Source organism: Haliscomenobacter sp. (assembly GCF_033763495.1).
Lineage (GTDB): Bacteria > Bacteroidota > Bacteroidia > Chitinophagales > Saprospiraceae > Haliscomenobacter.
On the sequence record NZ_JANRKL010000048.1, the window covers coordinates 54,431 to 74,532 of the forward strand.

18 protein-coding genes are annotated in these 20,102 nt (G+C 45.6%); 10 read left to right on the plus strand and 8 right to left on the minus strand.

Translation table 11 applies throughout. The features are described from left to right. Positions 1 to 57: 57 nt before the first annotated feature. From SFV55_RS05965 to SFV55_RS05980, 4 genes are all read right to left on the minus strand, one after another. Positions 58 to 909: an MbnP family protein gene (locus SFV55_RS05965; protein ID WP_320028560.1), complete on the minus strand. Its 852-nt coding sequence runs from the start codon at positions 907 to 909 to the stop codon at positions 58 to 60. Between the two features lie 6 nt (positions 910 to 915). Then, on the minus strand, positions 916 to 1,761 hold the full coding sequence (locus SFV55_RS05970; protein ID WP_320028561.1) for a 3'-5' exonuclease: 846 nt from the start codon (positions 1,759 to 1,761) through the stop codon (positions 916 to 918). Between the two features lie 80 nt (positions 1,762 to 1,841). Then, complete coding sequence (locus tag SFV55_RS05975) at positions 1,842 to 2,879, minus strand: FAD:protein FMN transferase (protein WP_320028562.1); 1,038 nt, start codon at positions 2,877 to 2,879, stop codon at positions 1,842 to 1,844. Then, positions 2,880 to 3,281: a DoxX family protein gene (locus tag SFV55_RS05980; protein ID WP_320028563.1), complete on the minus strand. Its 402-nt coding sequence runs from the start codon at positions 3,279 to 3,281 to the stop codon at positions 2,880 to 2,882. It abuts the gene before it with no gap. A 109-nt stretch (positions 3,282 to 3,390) separates the two neighbouring features. Between SFV55_RS05980 and SFV55_RS05985 the strand changes: the two genes are divergently transcribed. From SFV55_RS05985 to SFV55_RS06025, 9 genes are all read left to right on the plus strand, one after another. Beyond that, positions 3,391 to 4,968: an ArnT family glycosyltransferase gene (locus SFV55_RS05985; protein ID WP_320028564.1), complete on the plus strand. Its 1,578-nt coding sequence runs from the start codon at positions 3,391 to 3,393 to the stop codon at positions 4,966 to 4,968. After that, complete coding sequence (locus SFV55_RS05990; RefSeq protein WP_320028565.1) at positions 4,965 to 5,684, plus strand: FkbM family methyltransferase; 720 nt, start codon at positions 4,965 to 4,967, stop codon at positions 5,682 to 5,684. The genes SFV55_RS05985 and SFV55_RS05990 overlap by 4 nt, the downstream gene beginning before the upstream one ends. 74 nt (positions 5,685 to 5,758) lie before the next feature. Next, entirely contained in the window at positions 5,759 to 7,576 is a 1,818-nt protein-coding gene (locus SFV55_RS05995) for a hypothetical protein (protein ID WP_320028566.1), read from the plus strand. After that, positions 7,566 to 8,306 (plus strand): glycosyltransferase family 2 protein, encoded by a 741-nt coding sequence (locus SFV55_RS06000; protein WP_320028567.1) that lies wholly within the window; start codon positions 7,566 to 7,568, stop codon positions 8,304 to 8,306. The genes SFV55_RS05995 and SFV55_RS06000 overlap by 11 nt, the downstream gene beginning before the upstream one ends. 3 nt (positions 8,307 to 8,309) lie before the next feature. Then, complete coding sequence (locus SFV55_RS06005; RefSeq protein ID WP_320028568.1) at positions 8,310 to 8,834, plus strand: hypothetical protein; 525 nt, start codon at positions 8,310 to 8,312, stop codon at positions 8,832 to 8,834. A 16-nt stretch (positions 8,835 to 8,850) separates the two neighbouring features. Further along, a complete protein-coding gene (locus tag SFV55_RS06010) occupies positions 8,851 to 11,181 on the plus strand; it encodes a hypothetical protein (protein WP_320028569.1) in 2,331 nt (776 codons plus the stop codon). A 9-nt stretch (positions 11,182 to 11,190) separates the two neighbouring features. After that, complete coding sequence (locus SFV55_RS06015) at positions 11,191 to 12,582, plus strand: hypothetical protein (RefSeq protein ID WP_320028570.1); 1,392 nt, start codon at positions 11,191 to 11,193, stop codon at positions 12,580 to 12,582. A gap of 97 nt (positions 12,583 to 12,679) precedes the next feature. Continuing rightward, positions 12,680 to 13,831, plus strand: coding sequence for a helix-turn-helix transcriptional regulator (locus SFV55_RS06020; RefSeq protein ID WP_320028571.1), 1,152 nt, complete (start codon positions 12,680 to 12,682; stop codon positions 13,829 to 13,831). Between the two features lie 123 nt (positions 13,832 to 13,954). Further along, a complete protein-coding gene (locus tag SFV55_RS06025; protein WP_320028572.1) occupies positions 13,955 to 15,118 on the plus strand; it encodes an acyltransferase family protein in 1,164 nt (387 codons plus the stop codon). A gap of 120 nt (positions 15,119 to 15,238) precedes the next feature. On the opposite strand, the gene msrA is transcribed toward SFV55_RS06025, so the two are convergent. The 4 genes from msrA to SFV55_RS06045 form a co-directional block, all read right to left on the minus strand. Beyond that, positions 15,239 to 15,895, minus strand: coding sequence for a peptide-methionine (S)-S-oxide reductase MsrA (msrA, locus tag SFV55_RS06030; RefSeq protein ID WP_320028573.1), 657 nt, complete (start codon positions 15,893 to 15,895; stop codon positions 15,239 to 15,241). A gap of 137 nt (positions 15,896 to 16,032) precedes the next feature. Beyond that, positions 16,033 to 16,836: a menaquinone biosynthesis protein gene (locus SFV55_RS06035; protein ID WP_320028574.1), complete on the minus strand. Its 804-nt coding sequence runs from the start codon at positions 16,834 to 16,836 to the stop codon at positions 16,033 to 16,035. Between the two features lie 17 nt (positions 16,837 to 16,853). After that, positions 16,854 to 17,474, minus strand: coding sequence for a histidine phosphatase family protein (locus SFV55_RS06040; protein WP_320028575.1), 621 nt, complete (start codon positions 17,472 to 17,474; stop codon positions 16,854 to 16,856). A 103-nt stretch (positions 17,475 to 17,577) separates the two neighbouring features. After that, a complete protein-coding gene (locus tag SFV55_RS06045; RefSeq protein ID WP_320028576.1) occupies positions 17,578 to 18,777 on the minus strand; it encodes a CofH family radical SAM protein in 1,200 nt (399 codons plus the stop codon). A 234-nt stretch (positions 18,778 to 19,011) separates the two neighbouring features. Here SFV55_RS06045 and SFV55_RS06050 point away from each other — a divergent pair, with 234 nt between their 5' ends. Further along, entirely contained in the window at positions 19,012 to 19,905 is an 894-nt protein-coding gene (locus SFV55_RS06050; RefSeq protein WP_320028577.1) for a glycosyltransferase family 2 protein, read from the plus strand. The last annotated feature ends 197 nt before the right edge of the window (positions 19,906 to 20,102 follow it).

The window sequence follows — 20,102 nt, forward strand, 5'->3', positions numbered from 1 at the left end:
ATGCTGACTAAACCAAGGAAAATCAGCATAAAAAAGGGAAAACCAGGCAGAAAAGTGTTATAAACCAGTAGAAACGGCAGTAACCGTGAAGGATTGGGCCAGATTTTGTAGGATTTTTTGACTGATTTGGGCCGGAGTATCACTGTTGACATTTACGGTTTGGAACCAATAGGCATAGTCCACATCCATCAGAACATTGAGGTTGTATCCACGTTGGAGCTTAATTGGGCTGAAGGATACTTCAACAGTCCGCAGGTTGGCGCTTCCACTGATTTTGACATCAACGGTATCTTTGGCATAATACAAGGCTCGAGTAAAAACGTAACCATTTTGTGCACCCAGGTACATGCCATCGTATACGCTGCTGCGCATGGAGTGATCGCTGGGTAAGCGCAAGGGGTTGGCCTGGTTCATTTCTCCATTTACGCCAACAGTAAAGCGTATGCGATTGATGGTGGCGGTATCCCGGTAGGATTGGATGTACATGTCGGCTTGGCCAATCCCCCGAGCGAGGCCAAAGCTGTTGGGTATACTGGTTTTTACAGTATCTCCAGCCGTTTTTTCCAAGTATACATCCAGGGGCTCCTGGACATCAATTACCTTGTTGCCAATTGAAAGCACCTGAAAGTTGGAAAGGTAAAAACGGAGGTCCCGAAACCCAAAAGTATTGCCTGAACCATCGGTAAAAATAGGTTGATTGTAGACTATGGCTGCAGTGCCGTACTTGTGGGTAAGGCGAATGCGTACTCCTGGATATTCGCAACATCCATCGCAGGGTTTATCGGCACCCAGGTCAAAATTATTGGCTAAGGCATCGTTGCATCCTTCTTCACGGGTGGCACAAGTGGAAAAAAGTATACATAATCCAAACAGGATTCCCAACTGCACAAACTTCAACATTTTTTTCATGTTAGTTTACTCCTTGTTTCCGTTTTCGTCTTTACCCTTCAGCCCCTTTTCGTAATCACGTACCAGTTTTTTGACCATCTGTTTGACCTGGGAGGTGAACTCCTTGTTGAGGATCCAATTGTAGTACTGGCGGTCTTCGTAAAGGGTTTCACCGACTGGTTTATTGATGTATTTGCCAAAATTGAACACAATGTCTCCATTGACATCGGCACGTAGTTTTTGGGTGGCATCTACAAAACGATTGTCGTTGGTAAATTCGTGCAAAGATTGTACATCGTTTTTCACGGGAGCCTCCAGGATGTTGCCATCCTCATCTCGGTAATCTACTCCTTCGTATTTGCCCAATTGGCCGACGAACACATCAATAGTAGCACGTACATCGGCCATGGCGTCATGAGCTTCATCGTGGTCTTTGTCGCAATAGAACTTAAGTGCGGCCTTGAGGGTGCGGGGCTCCATTTTGTAAAAAATTCGTTGCACATCAATCATCCTGCGCTTGCTGATGTCGAACTCCATCCCCACCCGGGCAAATTCTTCCATCAACATGGGAATGTCAAAACGGGTGGAATTGTAGCCAGCCAAATCGGCATTGCCAATAAAATCCCAGATTTTTTGGGCCAATTGTTGGAAGGTAGGCTTATTGGCTACGTCCTTGGGCTGAATGCCGTGCACCAACATCGCTTCCAAGGAAATAGGAATACCCGGATTGATCATCAGAGAAAGCTCCTGGGGTTCGCGACCATCTTTGGGGTATTTGATGATGGCAATTTGTACAATGCGGTCGCGCACTACATTGAGGCCAGTTGCTTCGATATCGAAAAAACAAAGATCACGTTCTAGATTCAGATCCATTTTTTGAGAGATAAAAGAGGATAGATGAGAGATGAAAGATGAAAGGTGGTTTTGTGTTACCCGCTTTCATCTATCATCATTCATCTATCATCTTTAAATTTTGAAGTATATTTTACCAGCATGGCCCCCTTTGGATCGCCATAAATGAAATACGCCTCCAAGTTAGGCAGAGATTCGATCAGTGCCAAACCTTTTTCCAAACCCAGCACCATACAAACAGTGGCATATGCATCGGCAGTCATGGCATCGGGAGCGATGACGGTGGCACTCAACAGTTTGCTGCGTTCGGGAAAACCGGTCTTAGGGTTGAGGGTATGGCTGTATTTTACTCCTTTTACAGAGTAGTATTTGCGGTAATTGCCCGAGGTTGCCAGGGCTTGATTGTGAAGGGGCACCGTTGTTTGGATGTCAGTACTTTCGGCGCCTTCTTTGGGGGTGGTGATGCCCAGTACCCAATCTTTGCCCTGTGGGTTTCGTCCTTTGGCCAAAACCTCGCCACCAATGTCGATCAAATAATTATAAATCTTTTTAGCTTCTAAAACCCGACCCAATTCATCAACTGCATAACCTGGCGCTATGGCGTTAAAATCCAATTTGATGCCCGGCATTTGTTTGCGAATGAGCACTGAGTCCCCACGAGTGGTCCAGTTGAGTTTGGACATGCCAACCAAATCGAGCAAGGCTTTGATGGTTGTACTATCCACCTCTGTGACGGGTTTGGAACCAGTGTACCCAAAACCCCAATAGTTCACCAATGGAGCTACAGTAGGATCAAATGCGCCTTTGCTGCTGCGGTACACTTCGGCACTTTTATTCAAGTTGGCCAAAAAATGCCGTGCCCTCAGGGGTATATTGAATTGAATTGCCGTGGATTGGTTAAAAGCAGAGATCAGTGAGGTGCTGTCGTAAGTGGATAACTCCGCATTCAGCTCAGCCAGGCTTTTTTCAACCTCGGACTGAATGTTGAGGTTCAAGCTGTCTTGATAAGTGATGCGGTAATAAGTACCCATCGTCTGACCTTCAATCATCAGATACCCCTTGTCCTGATCTTTTTTTTGCTCTGGATTATTGCAGGCGAAAAAAAGCAGCATACTTCCAAAAAAGAGGATGTGTCTCATTTAGTCCAACGATTTACGGATTTGGGCATCCAAGGAGTACCAGCCGGGGCCCATCAGAAAAATGACCACATAGGGCACCAGGTAAGTAATGGCGTGCTCGCGTTCCACAAAGGGTTGGCCATCGTGCCCGTAGGTAATGGCCATGATCATGTTGAAAATAAGTGGAATACAGGCCAGGCGGGTATACAAACCCAAAGCGATTAAAGCTGCGCAAAACACTTCCGCGAATACACAAAGAGCCAAGGTTGCCTGATCCCCAATACCAAAAGGATCGAGAAACTGCACCGGATTTTCAGTCAGTAGTTGCAAAAATTTGCTTTTTCCCCATAGGCCCATCATCAGCCCACCAAAAGCCAATCTTAGCAAAAGCAAGGCTAAATCGTAATTTCTTGCAGTTTTCATTTCGCTTTGAGTAAATTTGACCCGCCTAAGTAGTGGGGCAAAAATAAGGTTAAAGCGGGAGGTTTTTCATTTGCTTCCCAATTTTAGCCAATATATTCCAATTTTAAGCATGCAAGGTATTCGACTCAATGACAATTTTCTCTATTTCTGCGCTGCTTTTTTGCTGCTGGTCGGATATCTTTTGAATCTGGGCCTACAACCACTGTACCTGGAAGAACCGCGCCGGACCATCGTGGCCATGGAATTGCTGGCCAATCAAAACGGCTGGGTGCCCACCCTGATTGGAGAATACTATTACAACAAACCACCACTGTACAATTGGTTGCTGATTGCTTTTGGTAATCTTTTTGGCGGATTCAACGAGTTTGGACTGCGATTGCCTACTGTCTTGTCCAGTTTTGGTATTGCCGGATTGATGTATGTTGCCGCTAAGCGGTATTGGCAGGATACTTCTACAGCAATACTGGGTGCCTTGTTGTTTTTGACCGCAGCAGGCGTTTTGTTGTTCTTTTCGATGTTGGCGGAGATTGATTTGTTTTATTCCCTGATTGTGTTTGCTGGCATTTTGACCATTTATCATTTTGGAGAAAAAGAGCGTTACTGGCCCTTGTTTTTGTTGGTATACCTGAGTTGTGCATTAGGGGTATTGACCAAGGGCTTGCCTTCTTTTGTGTTTACAGCAGTATCTTTATTGGTGTATTTTATAGACAAAAAGCGCTTTAAGGTACTGTTCTATCCTGCGCACTTTGCAGGCATTGCGTTACTGGGCGTCCTGCTTTTCGCTTATTATCACCAATACGCCCAATACCATGATCTAAGTCGGGTTTGGACACGAATGCTCACCGAATCTGGAGATCGAACGGTGGTTAGTAACTCATTTGGTGATTTTGTAAGTCATTTGCTGCTTTTTCCTTTGAACTGGATTGGAGACATGGCCCCGGCCAGTTTTTTGCTGCTTTTTTTGTGGCGGAAGGACTGGAAATCGGTTTTGTTCCAGCAAAATTCCTTGGTGCGTTTCTGCACCCTGATGTTGCTGTTCAATGCACTCCCTTATTGGATTTCACCGGGTACCCGGATGCGTTATGTGTACATGTTGTACCCGCTGGCTTGCCTGATTTTGGCTTGGGGGTATGCACAGCGGGCTGCTGCGCCTGAGTGGGCAAAAGGGGGCTTTCGCAGCCTGGTTTTATTGGTTTTATTTATTCTGGCTTTGGGCGCCTGGGTATTGCCCTGGTTGCCAGAATTGCAATTTATGCGCAGCAGCACTTTCGCCTGGGCTTTGGGTACTTCCACAATTATGGGCCTGTTCACCTGGTTGGTTTGGCAAAAGCCACAGATTGCCTTGCCTTTCTTGCTGCTTGCTTTTGCCTGCATTCGGATTGTATTCGATGTGACGGTATTGCCCCAGCGCAATGACGAAAGTGGTGCCCAGCGAGACCGGGCCCTGGCTCAAAAAATTGATCGCATCGTGGGCGACGCGCCCCTCTACACGGCCTACCAGGAAAAAGTGGTGGCCTATACAACGATTGTGTATTTAAACCGTTTGCGTCCCCATGTGGTCCAACGCAAAGATCATTTGAAAAAGGGTGCCTTCTATCTGGTACCGCTAAGACGAGCCCCAAAAAACGTGGAAATTCTACTGACTACGGTATATGGAGGCAAGACAAAAGCACTGATTAAGTTATGAAAGAAGCCATCAAACAACTCCTTAAAAAACTGCCGATTGCCTTTACGCAGAACCAGCGTTATGATCGCCAAACCAGAGCGGTGATTCAAAAGGTTTGCAAAGTTGATAGTACTTGTGTAGATGTTGGTTGCCATAAGGGTGAAGTATTGGATGTGATGTTGCAGGCAGCGCCACAGGGTAAACATTATGGATTTGAACCTATTCCATTGATGTTTCAGGCCTTAAAAGCCAAGTACCAGGGGCAAAATTGTGAAATTTTGGACATTGCCCTGAGCAATCAGACTGGTGAAGCCACCTTCAACTATGTCGTATCCAACCCATCCTACAGTGGTTTGCAAAAGCGCAAATACGATCGGGAAGGGGAAGAAGATACCAGCATTACGGTACGTACGGCCAAACTAGACGAGGTTTTGACAGCAGATCAAAAAGTGAATCTGATCAAAATAGATGTGGAAGGTGGGGAAATGTTGGTATTGGAGGGAGCAAAACAAACCTTGCTTCAAAAGCGTCCGGTAGTTTTGTTCGAGCATGGTTTGGGGGCTTCCGATTATTATGGTGCTGGACCGGAGCAAGTTTTTAGCTATTTTGAAAGTTGTGGATATACCATAAGTACCTTACAAGGCTGGTTGAAGGGGGAGAGGCCTTTTGACCAAAAAAGCTTTGAGCGGCAATTTTTTGAAAAGTTGAATTATTTCTTCATCGCCTATCCGAAATGAGCATAAAAAATTACCCTATCTTGGTGCCCGGGTAGTATTACATTCCCTCCATTTAACTTTAGTACAAACATCCAATGCAAACACCTAAGTCCCTGCTCAGTCTCTTCCTTTGTTGGGCAATCCTTTTTTCAGCCCTCTTCTTTTATTTTCCACGCTGGAAAAACCACTACGCGGAAGCGACGATAGGCTGGGATGTTACCGGGTATTATTACTATTTGCCCGCTCTCTTTATCTACAAGGACATCAAGCAGGTGCATTTCAAGGATCAGATTCTGCAACAATACCGGCCCACCAACGATTTTCAACAAGCTTTTTTGCACCCCAGCGGGAATTATGTGATGAAATACTCCTTGGGGCAGGCCGTCTTGTATTCCCCTTTTTTCCTGATTGCGCATACCTGGGCCTCGTTGAGCGATGCACATCCGGCAGATGGTTTTTCATTTCCGTACCAGTTCATGTTGGCTGTCGGGGGCTTGTTGGTGGCGTTTTTGGGCTTGTTGGTTTTGCGGAGGGTTTTGCTGCGTTTTTTTAGTGATCTAGCTACGGGAATTACCCTGATTTTATTGGTTTATGGCACCAATTACCTTGAATACGGCAGCATCACCGGGTCCATGACGCACAATTACCTGTTCACGCTTTATGCTTTGCTCCTGGCTTTGACCATCAATTTTTATGAAAAACAGACCTACCTCAAGGCTGTAGGGATAGGTTTGTTGGTTGGTTTGGCGGCCTTGGTGCGGCCTACGGAAATCATTAGTGCTTTGATTCCCCTGTTGTGGTCGTTTAATTTGCCGCTAAAAAGTGGATTGCTTGAAAAATGGCAATTCGTTAAAAATAAATTCCGCTACTTGGCAGTAGCCGTCATCGTAACTGGATTGGTGGGTTCCCTGCAATTGATCTATTGGAAATACGTCTCCGGCGATTGGTTTGTGTACAGTTATCAGGAAGAGGGCTTCAGTTGGTTGCGGCCCCACATTTGGAATTGTCTGTTCAGTTATCGCGCAGGTTGGTTGATGTATGCGCCGATTATGGTCTTTTCATTGATTGGATTCAGTCAATTGTCCAAACAGCATCGTACACTTTTTCCAGGTTTATTGGCCTTTAGCCTTTTGTTCATGTACATTGCTTTTGCCTGGGACATTTGGTGGTACGGTGGGAGTTTGGGGCAAAGGGCGATGGTTCAAGCTTATCCCATTTTGGCCTTCCCCTTGACTGCATTTGTGGAAGCGAGTTTAAAAAGCAGGATTTGGAAATATGTTTTTGGTGCAATTGCCCTGGTTTTTGTGTACATCAACATTTGGTGGATCCATCAGGCCCACTGGGGTGGTTTGTTTGTTCCCGAACAGGTGAATCGGGCTTATTATTGGAATGTGTTGGGCCGCTTTAAAAAGGCAGATACCGAAACCCTGAAACTCCTGGATACCAATGAACCTGGCTATTATGGTGTACGCAAAGAGGTACGGCAATTGGTGTACGAAAACTTTGAACAAGATACCTCAAGCGCCATTTGTGATTTACCGCCTATTGAAGGCCAGCGCAGTGCTTGTTTGAATGCGAGTGTGCAAAGCCTGGCCTCGTACTCGGTTCCCTTTGTTACCGGCGATGCGGGCTGGCTGCGGGCCAGTGGCACCTTCCGTTGTCGGACCAAGGATTGGAACATTTGGTCAAGCCCTCAATTGTTGCTGATTTTTTACAATGGTGGAGAAATCCTGAAATCGGAACAAATCCGGGTGTACCGCTTCCTCAACGACGGAGAAACCAAAACTTTATTTTTTGACATTAAAGCCCCCAAGGCATCATTTGACCGGGTCGGCGTATCCGTTTGGAATGGGGGAGGGGTAATGCCAATTCTGGTAGACGAACTTAAACTGGAAGCTTTTAATGAACAATAGTGCTGTGGTGATCAAAAAACTGTCCATTGTAGTGCCTGCCTACAATGAAGGGAAAACCATCCACCTGATCCTGGATAAAATTGTTGCGGTAAACTTGATCAATGGCATTGAGAAGGAAATCATTTTGGTGAATGATTGTTCCAAGGACGATACTGAAGCGGCGGTGTTCAGGTTCCAAAATCAACACCCCGAACTCAACCTGCAATACTACAAACACGCTGTCAATGCAGGTAAAGGTGCCGCACTCCATACTGGTATTCAGCATGCTACGGGTGACTACCTGATTATCCAAGATGCTGATTTGGAGTATGACCCGGATGAATACAACGACTTGTTGAAACCAGTGTTGAAAGGTTTTGCTGATGTGGTTTACGGTTCACGCTTCATGGGCAGCAAACCCCACCGCATCCTGTTTTTTTGGCACTCGATTGGCAATAAATTCCTGACTTTTCTTTCCAATTTGTTCACTAACCTCAACTTGACGGATATGGAAACTTGTTACAAGTTGTTCAATACCAAGGTGGTGCAGGGGTTGAATTTGGTGGAAAAAAGATTTGGCTTTGAGCCTGAAGTTACGGCTAAAATTGCCCGCATTAAAGGGGTTCGCATTTATGAAGTAGGCATTTCCTACTATGGTCGAACTTATGAAGAGGGCAAAAAAATTGGCTGGAAAGATGGCTTTCGGGCGATTTATTGTATTTTGAAATATGGATTGTTTAAAGCTAAATGAGTTATGAGACATAAGGTACCTGTCATTGCTCTTTTTTTAGTATTCGCAATTGCTCTTGCTTGTAAAAAAGAAGCAACTGCATTGGGTGAATTTGCCTTCCTAAACGATTTTGAAGGCCAGTTTGGGTACAATCCCCATGTATCCCTGGGCAAAGTGAGCCACAGTGGCAAAGCTTTTTGCCGGATGAGCAACGCCTTGGAGTTTAGCCCAGCGTTTATCCAGCAGTTTAAAAACATATCGGCCAAGCCATTTTCCAAAGTGCGTTTCAGCGCTTATGTGTTGATTCCAGATGAAGGTACAGCTGCGGCCCTGGTGGTTCAGGTATGGAGCCCGGAAAACAATCCGCTCAAAGTGGATCAGGTCAATGTATTGGGAAGCGACCTGGGTACCAATCGTTGGAAACAACTGGTTTTGGAAATGCCCCTGAAGGATTTACTCGCTCCTGAAAACCAGTTGCGTTGTTTTATTCACAATCCTGGCCTCCAGAATGTTTACGTAGACGATTGCCTCGTAGAATTATTGCCTTAATATCAAGCAGCGCGTTATGACTCAACATAAAGGTTTAGGATTGCTGTTTACGGTTTTGCTATCAGCTACCGCCTTGTTTTTTCATTACCGGCCCTACCTTACGGATCCCGATAATACTTTTTTCAACTTGTATGGGGATGGCTACAAGAACTACTTCACCGTTTATTACCACATCAAACACGACGCCACCTATACCCATTTTGAGGGAATGAACTATCCCTACGGGGAACACATCATGTATACGGATTGTCAACCCATTTTGGCCAATACCCTGAAATTCATCAGCCAAAATATTGTAGACATTTCGGAGCATACCATTGCGATCATGAATATTGCCATTGTGCTCTCTTTTTTGTTTTGTGCGGTGTTGTTGTATTTGATTTTGACAAAATTGAATGTAGCCCCCTGGTTTGCCACTTTGGCGGCACTGGGGATCATGTTGATGTCGCCCCAACATTTTCGGCCAATTGCACACTATGCCTTGTCGTATGGTTTTGTGGTGCCTTTGATCATTTATTTGTTGTTGCGTTTTGAAGAAAAGCCATCATACCTGATTAGTGGCATTATTGGTGTGGTCATTGGTATTTATGGGCTGATTCACATGTATTACCTGGCCATTGCGGGGATGCTTATTGGCTGGTATTTTTTGTTTACTTTTTTGAAGCACAAAAGTTGGAAAGAGGTCATTCGCCTTAGTATGCATTATGGCATCCAGGTCATATTGCCCTTTATGCTCATCCAAATCTGGATGATGAGCACAGATACAGTGACGGACCGCCCACCTACTCCTTTTGGCTTTTTGGATTACCGGGCGCGTTGGGAAGGTATCGTTACTGCAATTCAAATGCCCTATTGGGCCTGGATCGACAAAAACGTGGTGGACATCCGGAACATGACTTTTGAAAGTGAAATTTACATAGGACTGGTTGGCGTGGTTGGGTTTATCGCCTTTTTTATCCCTTTGCTGCGCAAAAAAGTATTGCCTCAAACCGAAGAATTGGCCCCACGGTTTTTGCGACTTTTCTTCCCAGCCATTCTCCTCATGTTGGTTGTTTCACTGGGTTTGCCCTTTGTATTGCCTGGTTTGGATTTTTTGATCGATTACCTGGGGCCCTTCCGCCAGTTTAGGGGACAAGGGCGTTTTGCCTGGGCCTTTTATTACGGTTGGGGGATCGTACTGTGGTATTTGTTGTACCAAAAAGCGCAGGTTTGGACGGGCACCCGCCGGGCGATCCTGATTGGCGGTGCCTTGCTGATCCTCGGCATGGAATCTTACTTCATGTCAACTGCTTCCTTCATCAAACCCTGGAAAGACGAGGCCCACTACAATCGCCAGGAATTTGAAAGTGGACCGGGCTATTGGTTCAAGAACATCAATTTGTTGGATTATCAGGCAGTTTTGCCAATGCCTTATTTTCATGTAGGTTCGGAAAATTTTATTGTGGATGCGCCTGGAAACGCGGTGCGTTTGGCCACTTTGCCAGCTTGGCTTTATGGTTTTGGCAACATGGGGGTACAAATGAGTCGCACCTCTTTTGCGCAAACGATTCGGCGGGTACCCTTGGACTACCTTCCTTATCGGCCTTTCGAGGTATTGAAGGACTTGCCCAACAACAAACCCTTTTTGGTGGTGCTGGACAAAGGCCAGTACTTTTCGACCACCCAGGGCACCAGCTATTTGTTGCGGTTTAGCGAAATGTTGTACGAGGATTCGCTGGTGCAACTGCGCAAATTACCTTTGGATGCCTTCGATCAGGCCATCAATGCCTGGCGGCAAGACATCAAGGGCGGTTATGAAGGTACCTTACAAAAAGGATTTCAGCGGGATGGGTTTTTATTGCCAGATAGCACTTATCAGTTTTATTACGAGAATTTTGATAAATTAAAATCTCCAAAATCCTATCAAGGTGGAGGGGCATTTGCAGGGCAAAGAAAATTTTGGGGCAAAGGACGGCGGCAAATTCCGTTTTTGACCTTTCAAACCCCCGCGGCCAATACTGAATGCTCCGTTTGGGTGTACCTTGGAGATGATCAGCGACCCCGAATGAACTTTAAAGGATATGAAATTGACGTGGCGGGTCGTGAAAAATTGATCATCCACAACTCTTGCAAGTTCGACTTGCAGGTACTGGACAACAACGGCTGGGGCCTGGTCGTCTTTCCGATCAATGCCAGTAGGGCTGGCGCGACGATTCGGATGGATCTTGAATACAAGGACATGAACATCAAGGACGTTTACGTTGACGAATTTTTGGTGCGGCAGATTGGCCGCCCAGAGGATAACATTTTTTGGCGGAGGGGGAACGATGTGGTATTCAATAATTTTTGGTTCCCTAAAATGTATTAAACCAAAGTTATGCAAGCAAGGCATGTACTGATTTTAGGACTATGTGGCTACTTCGCTCTGGGGGCACTGGCAGCTTATTTTTACCAGGAACGCACCATTTTCCTTGATCCCGCTTTTTTGATTTTTTCCATCGCCAGTTCAGGTGAATTTGCAATCCAGGCCAACCGTTTTGGCTCGGCTTTGACCCAGTTTTTTCCCTGGATCGCGGTGCAGCTCCATCTGCCAATCAAATGGGTGATGATCATTTATTCGGTTGGGGTGGTGTTTTATTATTTTGCTTGCTTTTACGTAGTGCAGCGCTGGCTGAAAAACAGCAATTTGGCATTGGGGATTCTGCTGATCAACACCTTTATTGTCTCCTACACCTTTTGGTGGATGCAAATTGAATTTGCCCAGGGTATTGCCTTGTCAATGGTTTTTTTGGCCTTCATGACCCGTGATCGGCAATGGGCAGATTACAATGCTTTTGAAATTTCAGCCTTTTTCCTGATCCTGATCACGCTGCTGTATTTTCACCCGCTCATTCCGTTTTTGCTGTCCTATTTGATGCTGTTTGGCTTGTTGGATGAACAATTGCGCCTGCCTAAAAAGCAATTTTGGACGGTGGCGATCCTGTCTTCGATGATATTATTGTTCAAAAACTTTGTAATGCCGACTGCTGTATACGACAACCAGGCCAGTCAGGGCATCAACAATTTCAAAACCCTGCCTAGTTACTTCAACATCCAGTCAAACCTCAATTTTATTGAATACTGCAAAAAAGACTATTACCTCTTGCCGATTGGGCTGCTTGCATGTTTGATTGTTTTGGGCATGCAACGCAAATGGTGGAAATTACTCCTACTGGGAGGAATGTTTTTTGCTTATCTTTTAATGGTCAACGTATCCTACGCTCAGGGTATGCCGCAGTTCCACATCGAGAGTTTTTACCTGCCTTTGAGTGTATTTGTCATTCTTCCATTGATATTTGATGTATTGCCGCTGATCAAAAAGACCCCGGTAGTACTCGGGCTCTTGGGCGTGGTATTGGCTGTACGGATTTTCCACATTGGTTCCCTGCACCAACCCTACACAAACCGCCTCACGGTACAAAACAAGATGCTGGACAAGCTGGAACAAATGGAAAGTAAAAAGCTGATCATCAGTGAAAAAGATGTACCAATGGATACCTTGATAATGAGTTGGGGCTCCTCCTTTGAGTTTTGGTTGTTGTCTTCCTTACGCAATCCAGAAGCGCCCCGTTCAATTGTGATTGATGAAGACCCGGCTCGTTTTGACTGGACCTTGAGTGCAAACAACTCCTTTTTTACCGAATGGGGCATTTATCCATATTCGGATTTGCCGAGAAGGTATTTTAATTTTACGGACATTGGGTATTATCGGAAGGGAAAGGTGGAGTAGTTTTCTGGTATGGAGACTTACTCCAATAACTTCCCATATTATTACTTCCCGAAAAAGAATTCTGTCGTAAATTTCCCCACGAAATGACCATCACCCTATGCCCAAGACTTTTCCACCTTTTTATGCTGATTTTTTTGTCTTCTTCATCTTGCTGGGCATTGTCCAAGGGCTATCCTTGTCCTATTTCTTTTTGCGGCAAAAAGAGACGGCTAATCGCTATTTTGGCCTGGCACTTTTGGTGCTGAGTATTTTGGTGTTTGATGTGTGGTTGGGTTATTCCAATTTGATGTTCCAGATTTTGTGGCTGGTTGATTTTTCCGAGGCGGGTAACTTTATTTTTGCACCTGCACTTTACCTGGCTTTGCGGGCTTATTTGGGTGCAAAAAGGGAACTCCACCCTTGGTTGCACTTTGCCCCGGCAGGGATCTATTTTTTGTATTCCTGTGTTGCCCTGTACTCTTTGCCCATTCCCTACAAATACAACAGCAACCTGAATGCCTGGCACCCAGAATTGATACCACTTTTGCTTGATTATTCAGGAATGGGATGGCGATTTACCTTGCAACAATGGCTAGATGAGAGTATGATCATTCAAGGGGCAGTTTATGTTGGGTTGTCGGCATGGGTGCTGGCGCAGGCTTTTCGTAGGGCTGAACTTTCATTTTGGGCTACCAGCAATAAGCGCTTGAGTTGGTCGCGAGGCATTGTACTCATCAGTGTGGTGATCCTGGTGGTTTTGTTTTTGACTAAAGTGTATTATGATGACGACCGTGGCGATCACATCATCGCCAGTTTTATTTCCCTGAGCATGTACCTGATCATGGGAACCATGTTGCGCCGAACGGCACTGTTTGAGCAATTGCAACCTGAGAAAAAAAGCTACAATCGCTCATCCCTCCAAGACAAAGACAAGGCAGCAATTGCCCAAAAATTGCGACTTTTGATGGAAGAACACAAGCCTTACCTTCAGCCGGGCTTCTCTTTACAAAGTTTGGCAAAATTGTTAAAAGTGCAGCCCCATCACCTGACTCAAACCTTGAATGAGGACTTGGGAACCAGTTTTTTTGAATTGACTGCGCAGTACCGCATTGCAGAGGCTCAGGCACTTTTGCGCCACCCAGATACCCGTGATTTGACCATCGAAGACATTGCTGAGCGGGTGGGGTATTTGTCGAAGTCTGCTTTTAATACGGCATTTAAAAAACAAACCGGGATGACGCCAACCGCGTGGCGGAGTAGATTGGAATGAATAGCCTGAGGTGTCCCTTTAGTGCCTAGGGAATCGTACTTCCCACCTGTCGCGCACATCTCGCCAATGAGCACATTCACAACTTTCCTTGGTTTTCAGTGAGTTTTGCAGAAAAAAGAAATCATGCGTCAACAAGTATTTGAAACACCCACCGAAACACAGCCGAGTAGCTCAGCAAGTACCCGTCGCTACGACCTGGACTGGCTGCGCGTCATCGCCTTCAGTCTATTGATCTTGTATCACACCGGGATGTTTTTTGTGTCCTGGGAATGGCACATCAAAAACAATGTCCTAGCCGAATGGATGGAGCTCCCAATGGTCTGGCTCAACCGTTGGAGGATGCCCCTGTTGTTTTTGATTTCAGGGATAAGTATACAGTTTTTGTTGCGCAAACGCAGCTCGGGTGCTTTCGCGCAGGATCGATTGAAACGCTTGGGGATACCTTTGTTGTTTGGCATGCTGGTGGTGGTTCCACCGCAGATTTATTTCGAAAGATTGACCCAGGGGGAGACCTACAGTTACCTGGAGTTTTGGGCTACCGTTTTTCAATTCCAACCATACCCTGAAGGGAATTTTAGTTGGCATCATTTGTGGTACTTGCCCTATATTCTGGTGTATAGTTTAATTGGCATTCCGCTTTGGAGCTGGCTGCGCAGTGCCAGAGGTCAAAAATTGACGGCGTATTTGGCTGAGAAAGTCCAAAATCCCTTTTGGTTGTTTTTTCCCGTAGTGCTTTGGCATTGGGCCGCCAATTTTGTGATCGATTTCCCAACCACGCACAACCTGACCTGGGATTGGGAAAATCATTTTCATTCCTTCTCACTTTTTATTCTTGGCTTTGTGTTGGGTACGCAGGATGGGTTCCGGCAGGCGATAACCCATTGGCGGGTATGGGCACTGGGCTTGGCGATAAGCTTGGGGCTAATACTGACCTTTGGTTTTTGGTTGCCCGAGGTAAAATGGACTGCAAATTTGGAGGCCTTGTACGAATTTTTGAATACTGCTTATAGCTGGAGTGCTCTGGTGGCGATATTCGGTTATGCTGATCGGTATTTGAATCGACCAAGTGCACTGTTGAGTTACGCTAACCGGGCCGTTTATCCCTTTTATATTTTGCACCAAAGTGTGATCATCAGCCTGGCTTATCCGATAACCAATTGGAGCTGGTCGCCAGAATTGAAGTTTTTGTGCCTGGCAGCTGGGACTTTTGGATTGTGTTGGGCTTTGTACGAATTTTTGATCAAGCGTTGGAGGGTGACACGCCTTGTTTTTGGGGTGAATGGATGATATTTTTTCACCACCTAAGAAACTGAAGTCACTAAAGAGTCACCTCAGGGGCCCTACAATGCATAATCTAGGATGTCTCTTCGGTGCCTCAGGATTCTCAGGTGGTGAAAAAATTCCGTCTTAATGCTTCTTCAACTTATCCGCAAACTCCTTCCGAAACTTTGTCACCTTTGGCGTGATCACAAAAGTGCAGTAAGAGTTCCGATTTCCCACCAGGCTGTAATAATCCTGATGGTAATCCTCCGCAGGATAAAAATCGAGCAGAGGCTCCAGAGTAGTTACAATTGGATCATCCCACAAAGTGGAAGCCACCTCTTTAATCGACTTTTCCGCAATGGCTTTTTGGCGATCATCCTTGTAAAAAATAGCGGAACGGTACTGTGGACCCACATCTGCACCTTGGCGATTGAGGGTGGTGGGATCGTGGGTGCTCCAGAAGATGCGCAGGATGTCTTCCAACGCAATGACATTGGGATTAAAGGTCACCTGAACAGCTTCTGCATGGCCAGTCATACCTGAACATACCGCCTTGTAGTTGGCATCGATGTCGGAGCCACCTGAATAACCCGATACGGTAGAATATACGCCTTCCACTTCCTGGTAAATCGCCTCTACACACCAAAAGCATCCACCGGCAAGGGTGATGGATTCTTTGTCAGCGGCGGCAATCTTATCTGTTTTCATATCCTTGGTTTGTGCGTTGATGCTGGCCTGGTTATGGCAGGCACTTGCAAAGAATAAAAAACCCAAACTCAGGGCAAAAAGTTTGTTTTTCATTGATGATTGATGTTGGTCTAAAGAATATCGAAGACGAATAAAGAATGACGAAGCTTCGTTTTCATCAAAGGTACAAACGAAGTTAGCTACTTTTTGGTTTGAAACAAGCTACTGAAACGGTACGGTGGCGACAATCATCAGTATGCAGCCACCACAGCTGGTGCATCTTCCTGAAAAAACTGAATCTGGTTTTGCGCTTCTGGATTGATTTTTCCTAAAAACAGGCGCAAAGCCTCCTTTTTTCCCTGGGTCAAAGGATAACTGATGTACTTGGTGAAATAGGTATTCAGGTCAAAATCGGGCTGCGCCGGCAACAAATAAATCAGCTCAGGAATGTAGTCCAGCCCAGTTTTTAAAGCCGCATTGAACCGTTGGATGAAAGCTGGATCGAGTGGTCGGGTACTCACCCAAGCTGCAAACACAAAGGGCAAACCCGTATGCTGCAACCAGGCTTCTCCCAGATCATATACAAAAGGGAATTTGGATTCGAGCCCCATGGTGCGGTCACCAATCAACAAAGCGCCAGTATCACCCTGAATTTTATGTTCAAAACCAGGCTTGGCTGGGAGCAGTGCTGCGCCCATCTTCCAATATTCCTTTACCAGGATTCGCGCCAACTCCACCGATGTCCGCGAGTGGTAATCCAAGTAAATGGTTTTGAGCTCTTCCAGTGGTTTTTCGGCATAAATACACACCGTTTTGACCGCGCCTTCGGCACCAATGCAATAATCAGAAACAATGTAAGCCTGCGCCAACTCGGGCAGAATGGCTATGGGCACCAAACCTAAATCGGCTTGCCCACTGCGCAATTTTTCGGCACAAATGGAGGGAATGTCCAATTGCAAGTCCAACTCCGCCGCTACCGGACTTTTGAACAATCCATAAAGCAGTGGCTTGGTATTCAAATAACTGACTGCGGTAACCCGAATTTTGTCGTTCATGTTAACTTTGCTAAGACCTATAGACTTGGAATGTTTTCCAGGTGACTTAGGTCATTTTCCAGTTCAAAATGAAAGCTTTCGCCATCGTAACTCAACTTGTACAAGCCTGTATTCGCATGGTGGAAGTGATCCATTTGGTACAGCGGTTTGTCCTTGAGGACACACATCAGGCAACGCATAGCCCGGCCGTGGCTGCACACCAGTATTAGTTTTTCAGGGCGAACCTTCAGGTGATCCACAAAATGCTGCATCCGCTTGGCCAATTCTTGTGCACTTTCACCACCGTCAATTTTGGCGTCGTAATTTTCAGATTTCCAGTGCCGGACCAGGGTGCTGTATTCTTCATGCATTTGAGGAGTATTCTGCTGTCCCTCGTGAACACCCCAGCTTATTTCGTTGATTTCGGGCCATTGTTCCCAGGGTACTCCGGAATCAATAAATCCTTGTACAGTTTGATGCGTGCGGCGTAGGGCTGAAGTAAGCACTACTTCGAAAGGCAGATCCGCATAGCGTTGGAAAAATGCCTGGGCCTGCTGCCTTCCCAATTCGTTCAAATGAGTGTCTACTCCGCTGCCTTGTACAATGCCATTGCGGTTGAGGTCAGTTTCGCCGTGTCGGATGATATAGATGCTTTTCATAATTGTTGGTAGTGGAGGAGTTGAGAAGTTGAGGAGTTTAGAATCCCTTGCGTCTAAGCCGCTGTGGTAACCTAAACTCCTAAACTGCTCAACTGCTCAACCATTAGTTATTGACCACCGGCAAATCCAGGTAGCCACGGAATTGATGGTCTTCTTCAAAAACTACATCGCTGTAGTCCTGAATAACGTTGTAAAGGGTATCTCGTTCGATGGGGCGGCGACCTACACTACGGATGAGTTTTACCAATTCTGGGGTACTCATAGCCGGGTTTTGTTCTTCTGAACCAGCCATTGAATAAATTTTGGTGGTATCGTCAATGGTACCATCGATGTCGTCTACGCCAAAAGATAGCGCCATTTGGGCCACGTTGCGGCTGATCATGGGCCAATAGGCTTTGATGTGGCCAAAATTGTCGAGGTAAATTCGACTTACAGCGTAATTGCGCAAATCTTCAATCGTGCTCACCTCCGGAATATGGGACATTTCATTGTCCTGATTGCGGAATTTAAGTGGGATGAAGGTCTGAAAGCCTCCGGTTTTATCCTGGAGTTTGCGCAATTCATCCAGGTGGTGGATGCGGTGGCTGTAATTTTCAATGTGGCCGTAAAGCATGGTAGCGTTGGACTTGCGCCCCAACTCGTGCCAAATTTCATGCATTCTAAGCCATTGTTCACCCGTACACTTGTCTCCGGCAATTTGCTCGCGGATTTCCGGATGGAAAATTTCTGCTCCTCCGCCGGGCAGTGAGTCAACCCCTGAATCGGCAATCATTTTCATGCCATCTTCATAACTCACTTTGGCCTTTTTGAAGATGTAGTGATATTCAACCGGAGTGAGTGCCTTGATGTGCAACTCGGGCCGATGTGCCTTAATGCGTTTGAACAAGTCCACATAAAAAGGTAAATCGTATTGGGGCAATACACCTCCTACGATGTGAACCTCAGTAACTGGCTCATTGTCGTACTTGTACACGATGTCCAACATTTGCTCGGCGGTGTATTCCCAACCTTCATGACGTTGTTTGATCAAGCGGGAATAAGAGCAGAATTTACAGGTATAAACACAAAGATTGGTAGGCTCAATGTGGAAATTGCGGTTAAAATAGGTATTGCCACCTTGTTTTTGTTCACGAACAAAATTGGCCAAAACGCCCAGGTAACCCAAATCGGCCTCTTCAAATAGGAAAATCCCTTCAGCTGGACTGAGGCGTTGTTGGTGTGCCACTTTTTCAGCAATGTCGCGGAGTGGTTTGGCCAATGACGGATCCTTGAGTAAAGTATCCAAAGTTGTGGTAGATGACATGTGCGTGTGTTGAACTTGTTTGCAAATCTAACAAACTTTCTGAAGTTTCAGTTTTAATTGAAAGGTGTTTTTTTTCAACTCCGCAAAGTTAAGGGAAAGTTGAGGAGTTTAGGCTTGAAAAGTTGAAGAGATGGGGGTGACAAAATTTACCACGATTTAGTCACAAATTTTTAAAGAGAATTCCGAAACTTGCGTAATCGAACATTTCAACTTTTCAAGCCTAAACTTTTCAACTTGCTCTCCATTCTCCTACCGATCTACAACTACAATGTCACTCATTTGGTGACGGAATTGCGCCGCCAAGCTGAAGCAGAGGGGGTTGTTTACGAAATTTGTTTATTAGATGATGCCTCATCTGAAGAATTCCAGGTTTCAAATCGGGATTTGATTCGAAAAACCAACATCCGCTACGAAGAATTGCCCCAAAACATTGGGCGTTCAGCCATCCGCAATCGACTTGTAAAAATGGCCAAATTTGATTATTTGTTGTTTATGGATTGTGATTCAGGCGTACTGATGCCCAATTATATCCGAACCTATTTGGAGGTCTTGCACCCGCAGCGTTTGTTGTACGGTGGCCGTGCTTATCTGCCCAAACCGCCTTCCGACCCGCAGTATCTGCTGCATTGGCATTACGGGAGGCAGCGGGAACAGAAAGATTTTTTGGAGCGGCAAAAAAATCCCTACCATTCTTTTATGACCAATAATTTTTTAATCCCTAAATCCATCTTTTCCAGCATCACTTTTGACGAAAGTTTACGCAACTATGGCCATGAGGACACTTTATTCGGGATGGAATTGGCCAAAATGAACATTGAAATTCTACACCTCAATAACCCATTGTTACATCTGGGATTGGAAAGCGCCAGCGTTTTTTTGGCCAAAACCAAAATGGCGGTCGACAATCTGGCACAATTGCAACAGCAAGGAAAAAGGGTCGAAACACGCTTGAGCCAAACTTACACCCAACTCATCCGCTGGAAACTACTCCCTGGAGTGGCCTGGGGGCTAAAAATGCTCCGGCCTTTCCTTTTAAAACACTTGCAAAGGCCCCAAAAGGTGGATTTGCGCTACCTTGATTTGTACAAAATGGATTTGTACATCCAAGCCATGCATAAAGCAGTTTGATTTTTCAAGCTTTTGAAATTGTAAAACCCCAATTTTTTCCATCCTTTGTAAAGAATGCATTTATTCTATCTTTGCGCCCATCCTTTTTTGAAAACTCATTATAAACACAAATATCTTATGGCAAAGCTCAACTTTGGCGGCGTAGAAGAAAACGTGGTTACCCGCGAAGAGTTCCCGCTCGAAAAGGCTCTGGAAGT

What these genes read in the sequence shown, in the direction of transcription:
- SFV55_RS05965 (WP_320028560.1), bottom strand. Translation starts at nt 909, where the DNA reads ATGAAAAAAATGTTGAAGTTTGTGCAGTTGGGAATCCTGTTTGGATTA.
- SFV55_RS05995 (WP_320028566.1), top strand. Translation starts at nt 5,759, where the DNA reads ATGCAAACACCTAAGTCCCTGCTCAGTCTCTTCCTTTGTTGGGCAATC.
- SFV55_RS05975 (WP_320028562.1), bottom strand. Translation starts at nt 2,879, where the DNA reads ATGAGACACATCCTCTTTTTTGGAAGTATGCTGCTTTTTTTCGCCTGC.
- SFV55_RS05970 (WP_320028561.1), bottom strand. Translation starts at nt 1,761, where the DNA reads ATGGATCTGAATCTAGAACGTGATCTTTGTTTTTTCGATATCGAAGCA.
- SFV55_RS06010 (WP_320028569.1), top strand. Translation starts at nt 8,851, where the DNA reads ATGACTCAACATAAAGGTTTAGGATTGCTGTTTACGGTTTTGCTATCA.
- SFV55_RS06015 (WP_320028570.1), top strand. Translation starts at nt 11,191, where the DNA reads ATGCAAGCAAGGCATGTACTGATTTTAGGACTATGTGGCTACTTCGCT.
- SFV55_RS06045 (WP_320028576.1), bottom strand. Translation starts at nt 18,777, where the DNA reads ATGTCATCTACCACAACTTTGGATACTTTACTCAAGGATCCGTCATTG.
- SFV55_RS06025 (WP_320028572.1), top strand. Translation starts at nt 13,955, where the DNA reads ATGCGTCAACAAGTATTTGAAACACCCACCGAAACACAGCCGAGTAGC.
- SFV55_RS05990 (WP_320028565.1), top strand. Translation starts at nt 4,965, where the DNA reads ATGAAAGAAGCCATCAAACAACTCCTTAAAAAACTGCCGATTGCCTTT.
- msrA (WP_320028573.1), bottom strand. Translation starts at nt 15,895, where the DNA reads ATGAAAAACAAACTTTTTGCCCTGAGTTTGGGTTTTTTATTCTTTGCA.
- SFV55_RS06005 (WP_320028568.1), top strand. Translation starts at nt 8,310, where the DNA reads ATGAGACATAAGGTACCTGTCATTGCTCTTTTTTTAGTATTCGCAATT.
- SFV55_RS06035 (WP_320028574.1), bottom strand. Translation starts at nt 16,836, where the DNA reads ATGAACGACAAAATTCGGGTTACCGCAGTCAGTTATTTGAATACCAAG.
- SFV55_RS06020 (WP_320028571.1), top strand. Translation starts at nt 12,680, where the DNA reads ATGCCCAAGACTTTTCCACCTTTTTATGCTGATTTTTTTGTCTTCTTC.
- SFV55_RS05980 (WP_320028563.1), bottom strand. Translation starts at nt 3,281, where the DNA reads ATGAAAACTGCAAGAAATTACGATTTAGCCTTGCTTTTGCTAAGATTG.
- SFV55_RS06040 (WP_320028575.1), bottom strand. Translation starts at nt 17,474, where the DNA reads ATGAAAAGCATCTATATCATCCGACACGGCGAAACTGACCTCAACCGC.
- SFV55_RS05985 (WP_320028564.1), top strand. Translation starts at nt 3,391, where the DNA reads ATGCAAGGTATTCGACTCAATGACAATTTTCTCTATTTCTGCGCTGCT.
- SFV55_RS06000 (WP_320028567.1), top strand. Translation starts at nt 7,566, where the DNA reads ATGAACAATAGTGCTGTGGTGATCAAAAAACTGTCCATTGTAGTGCCT.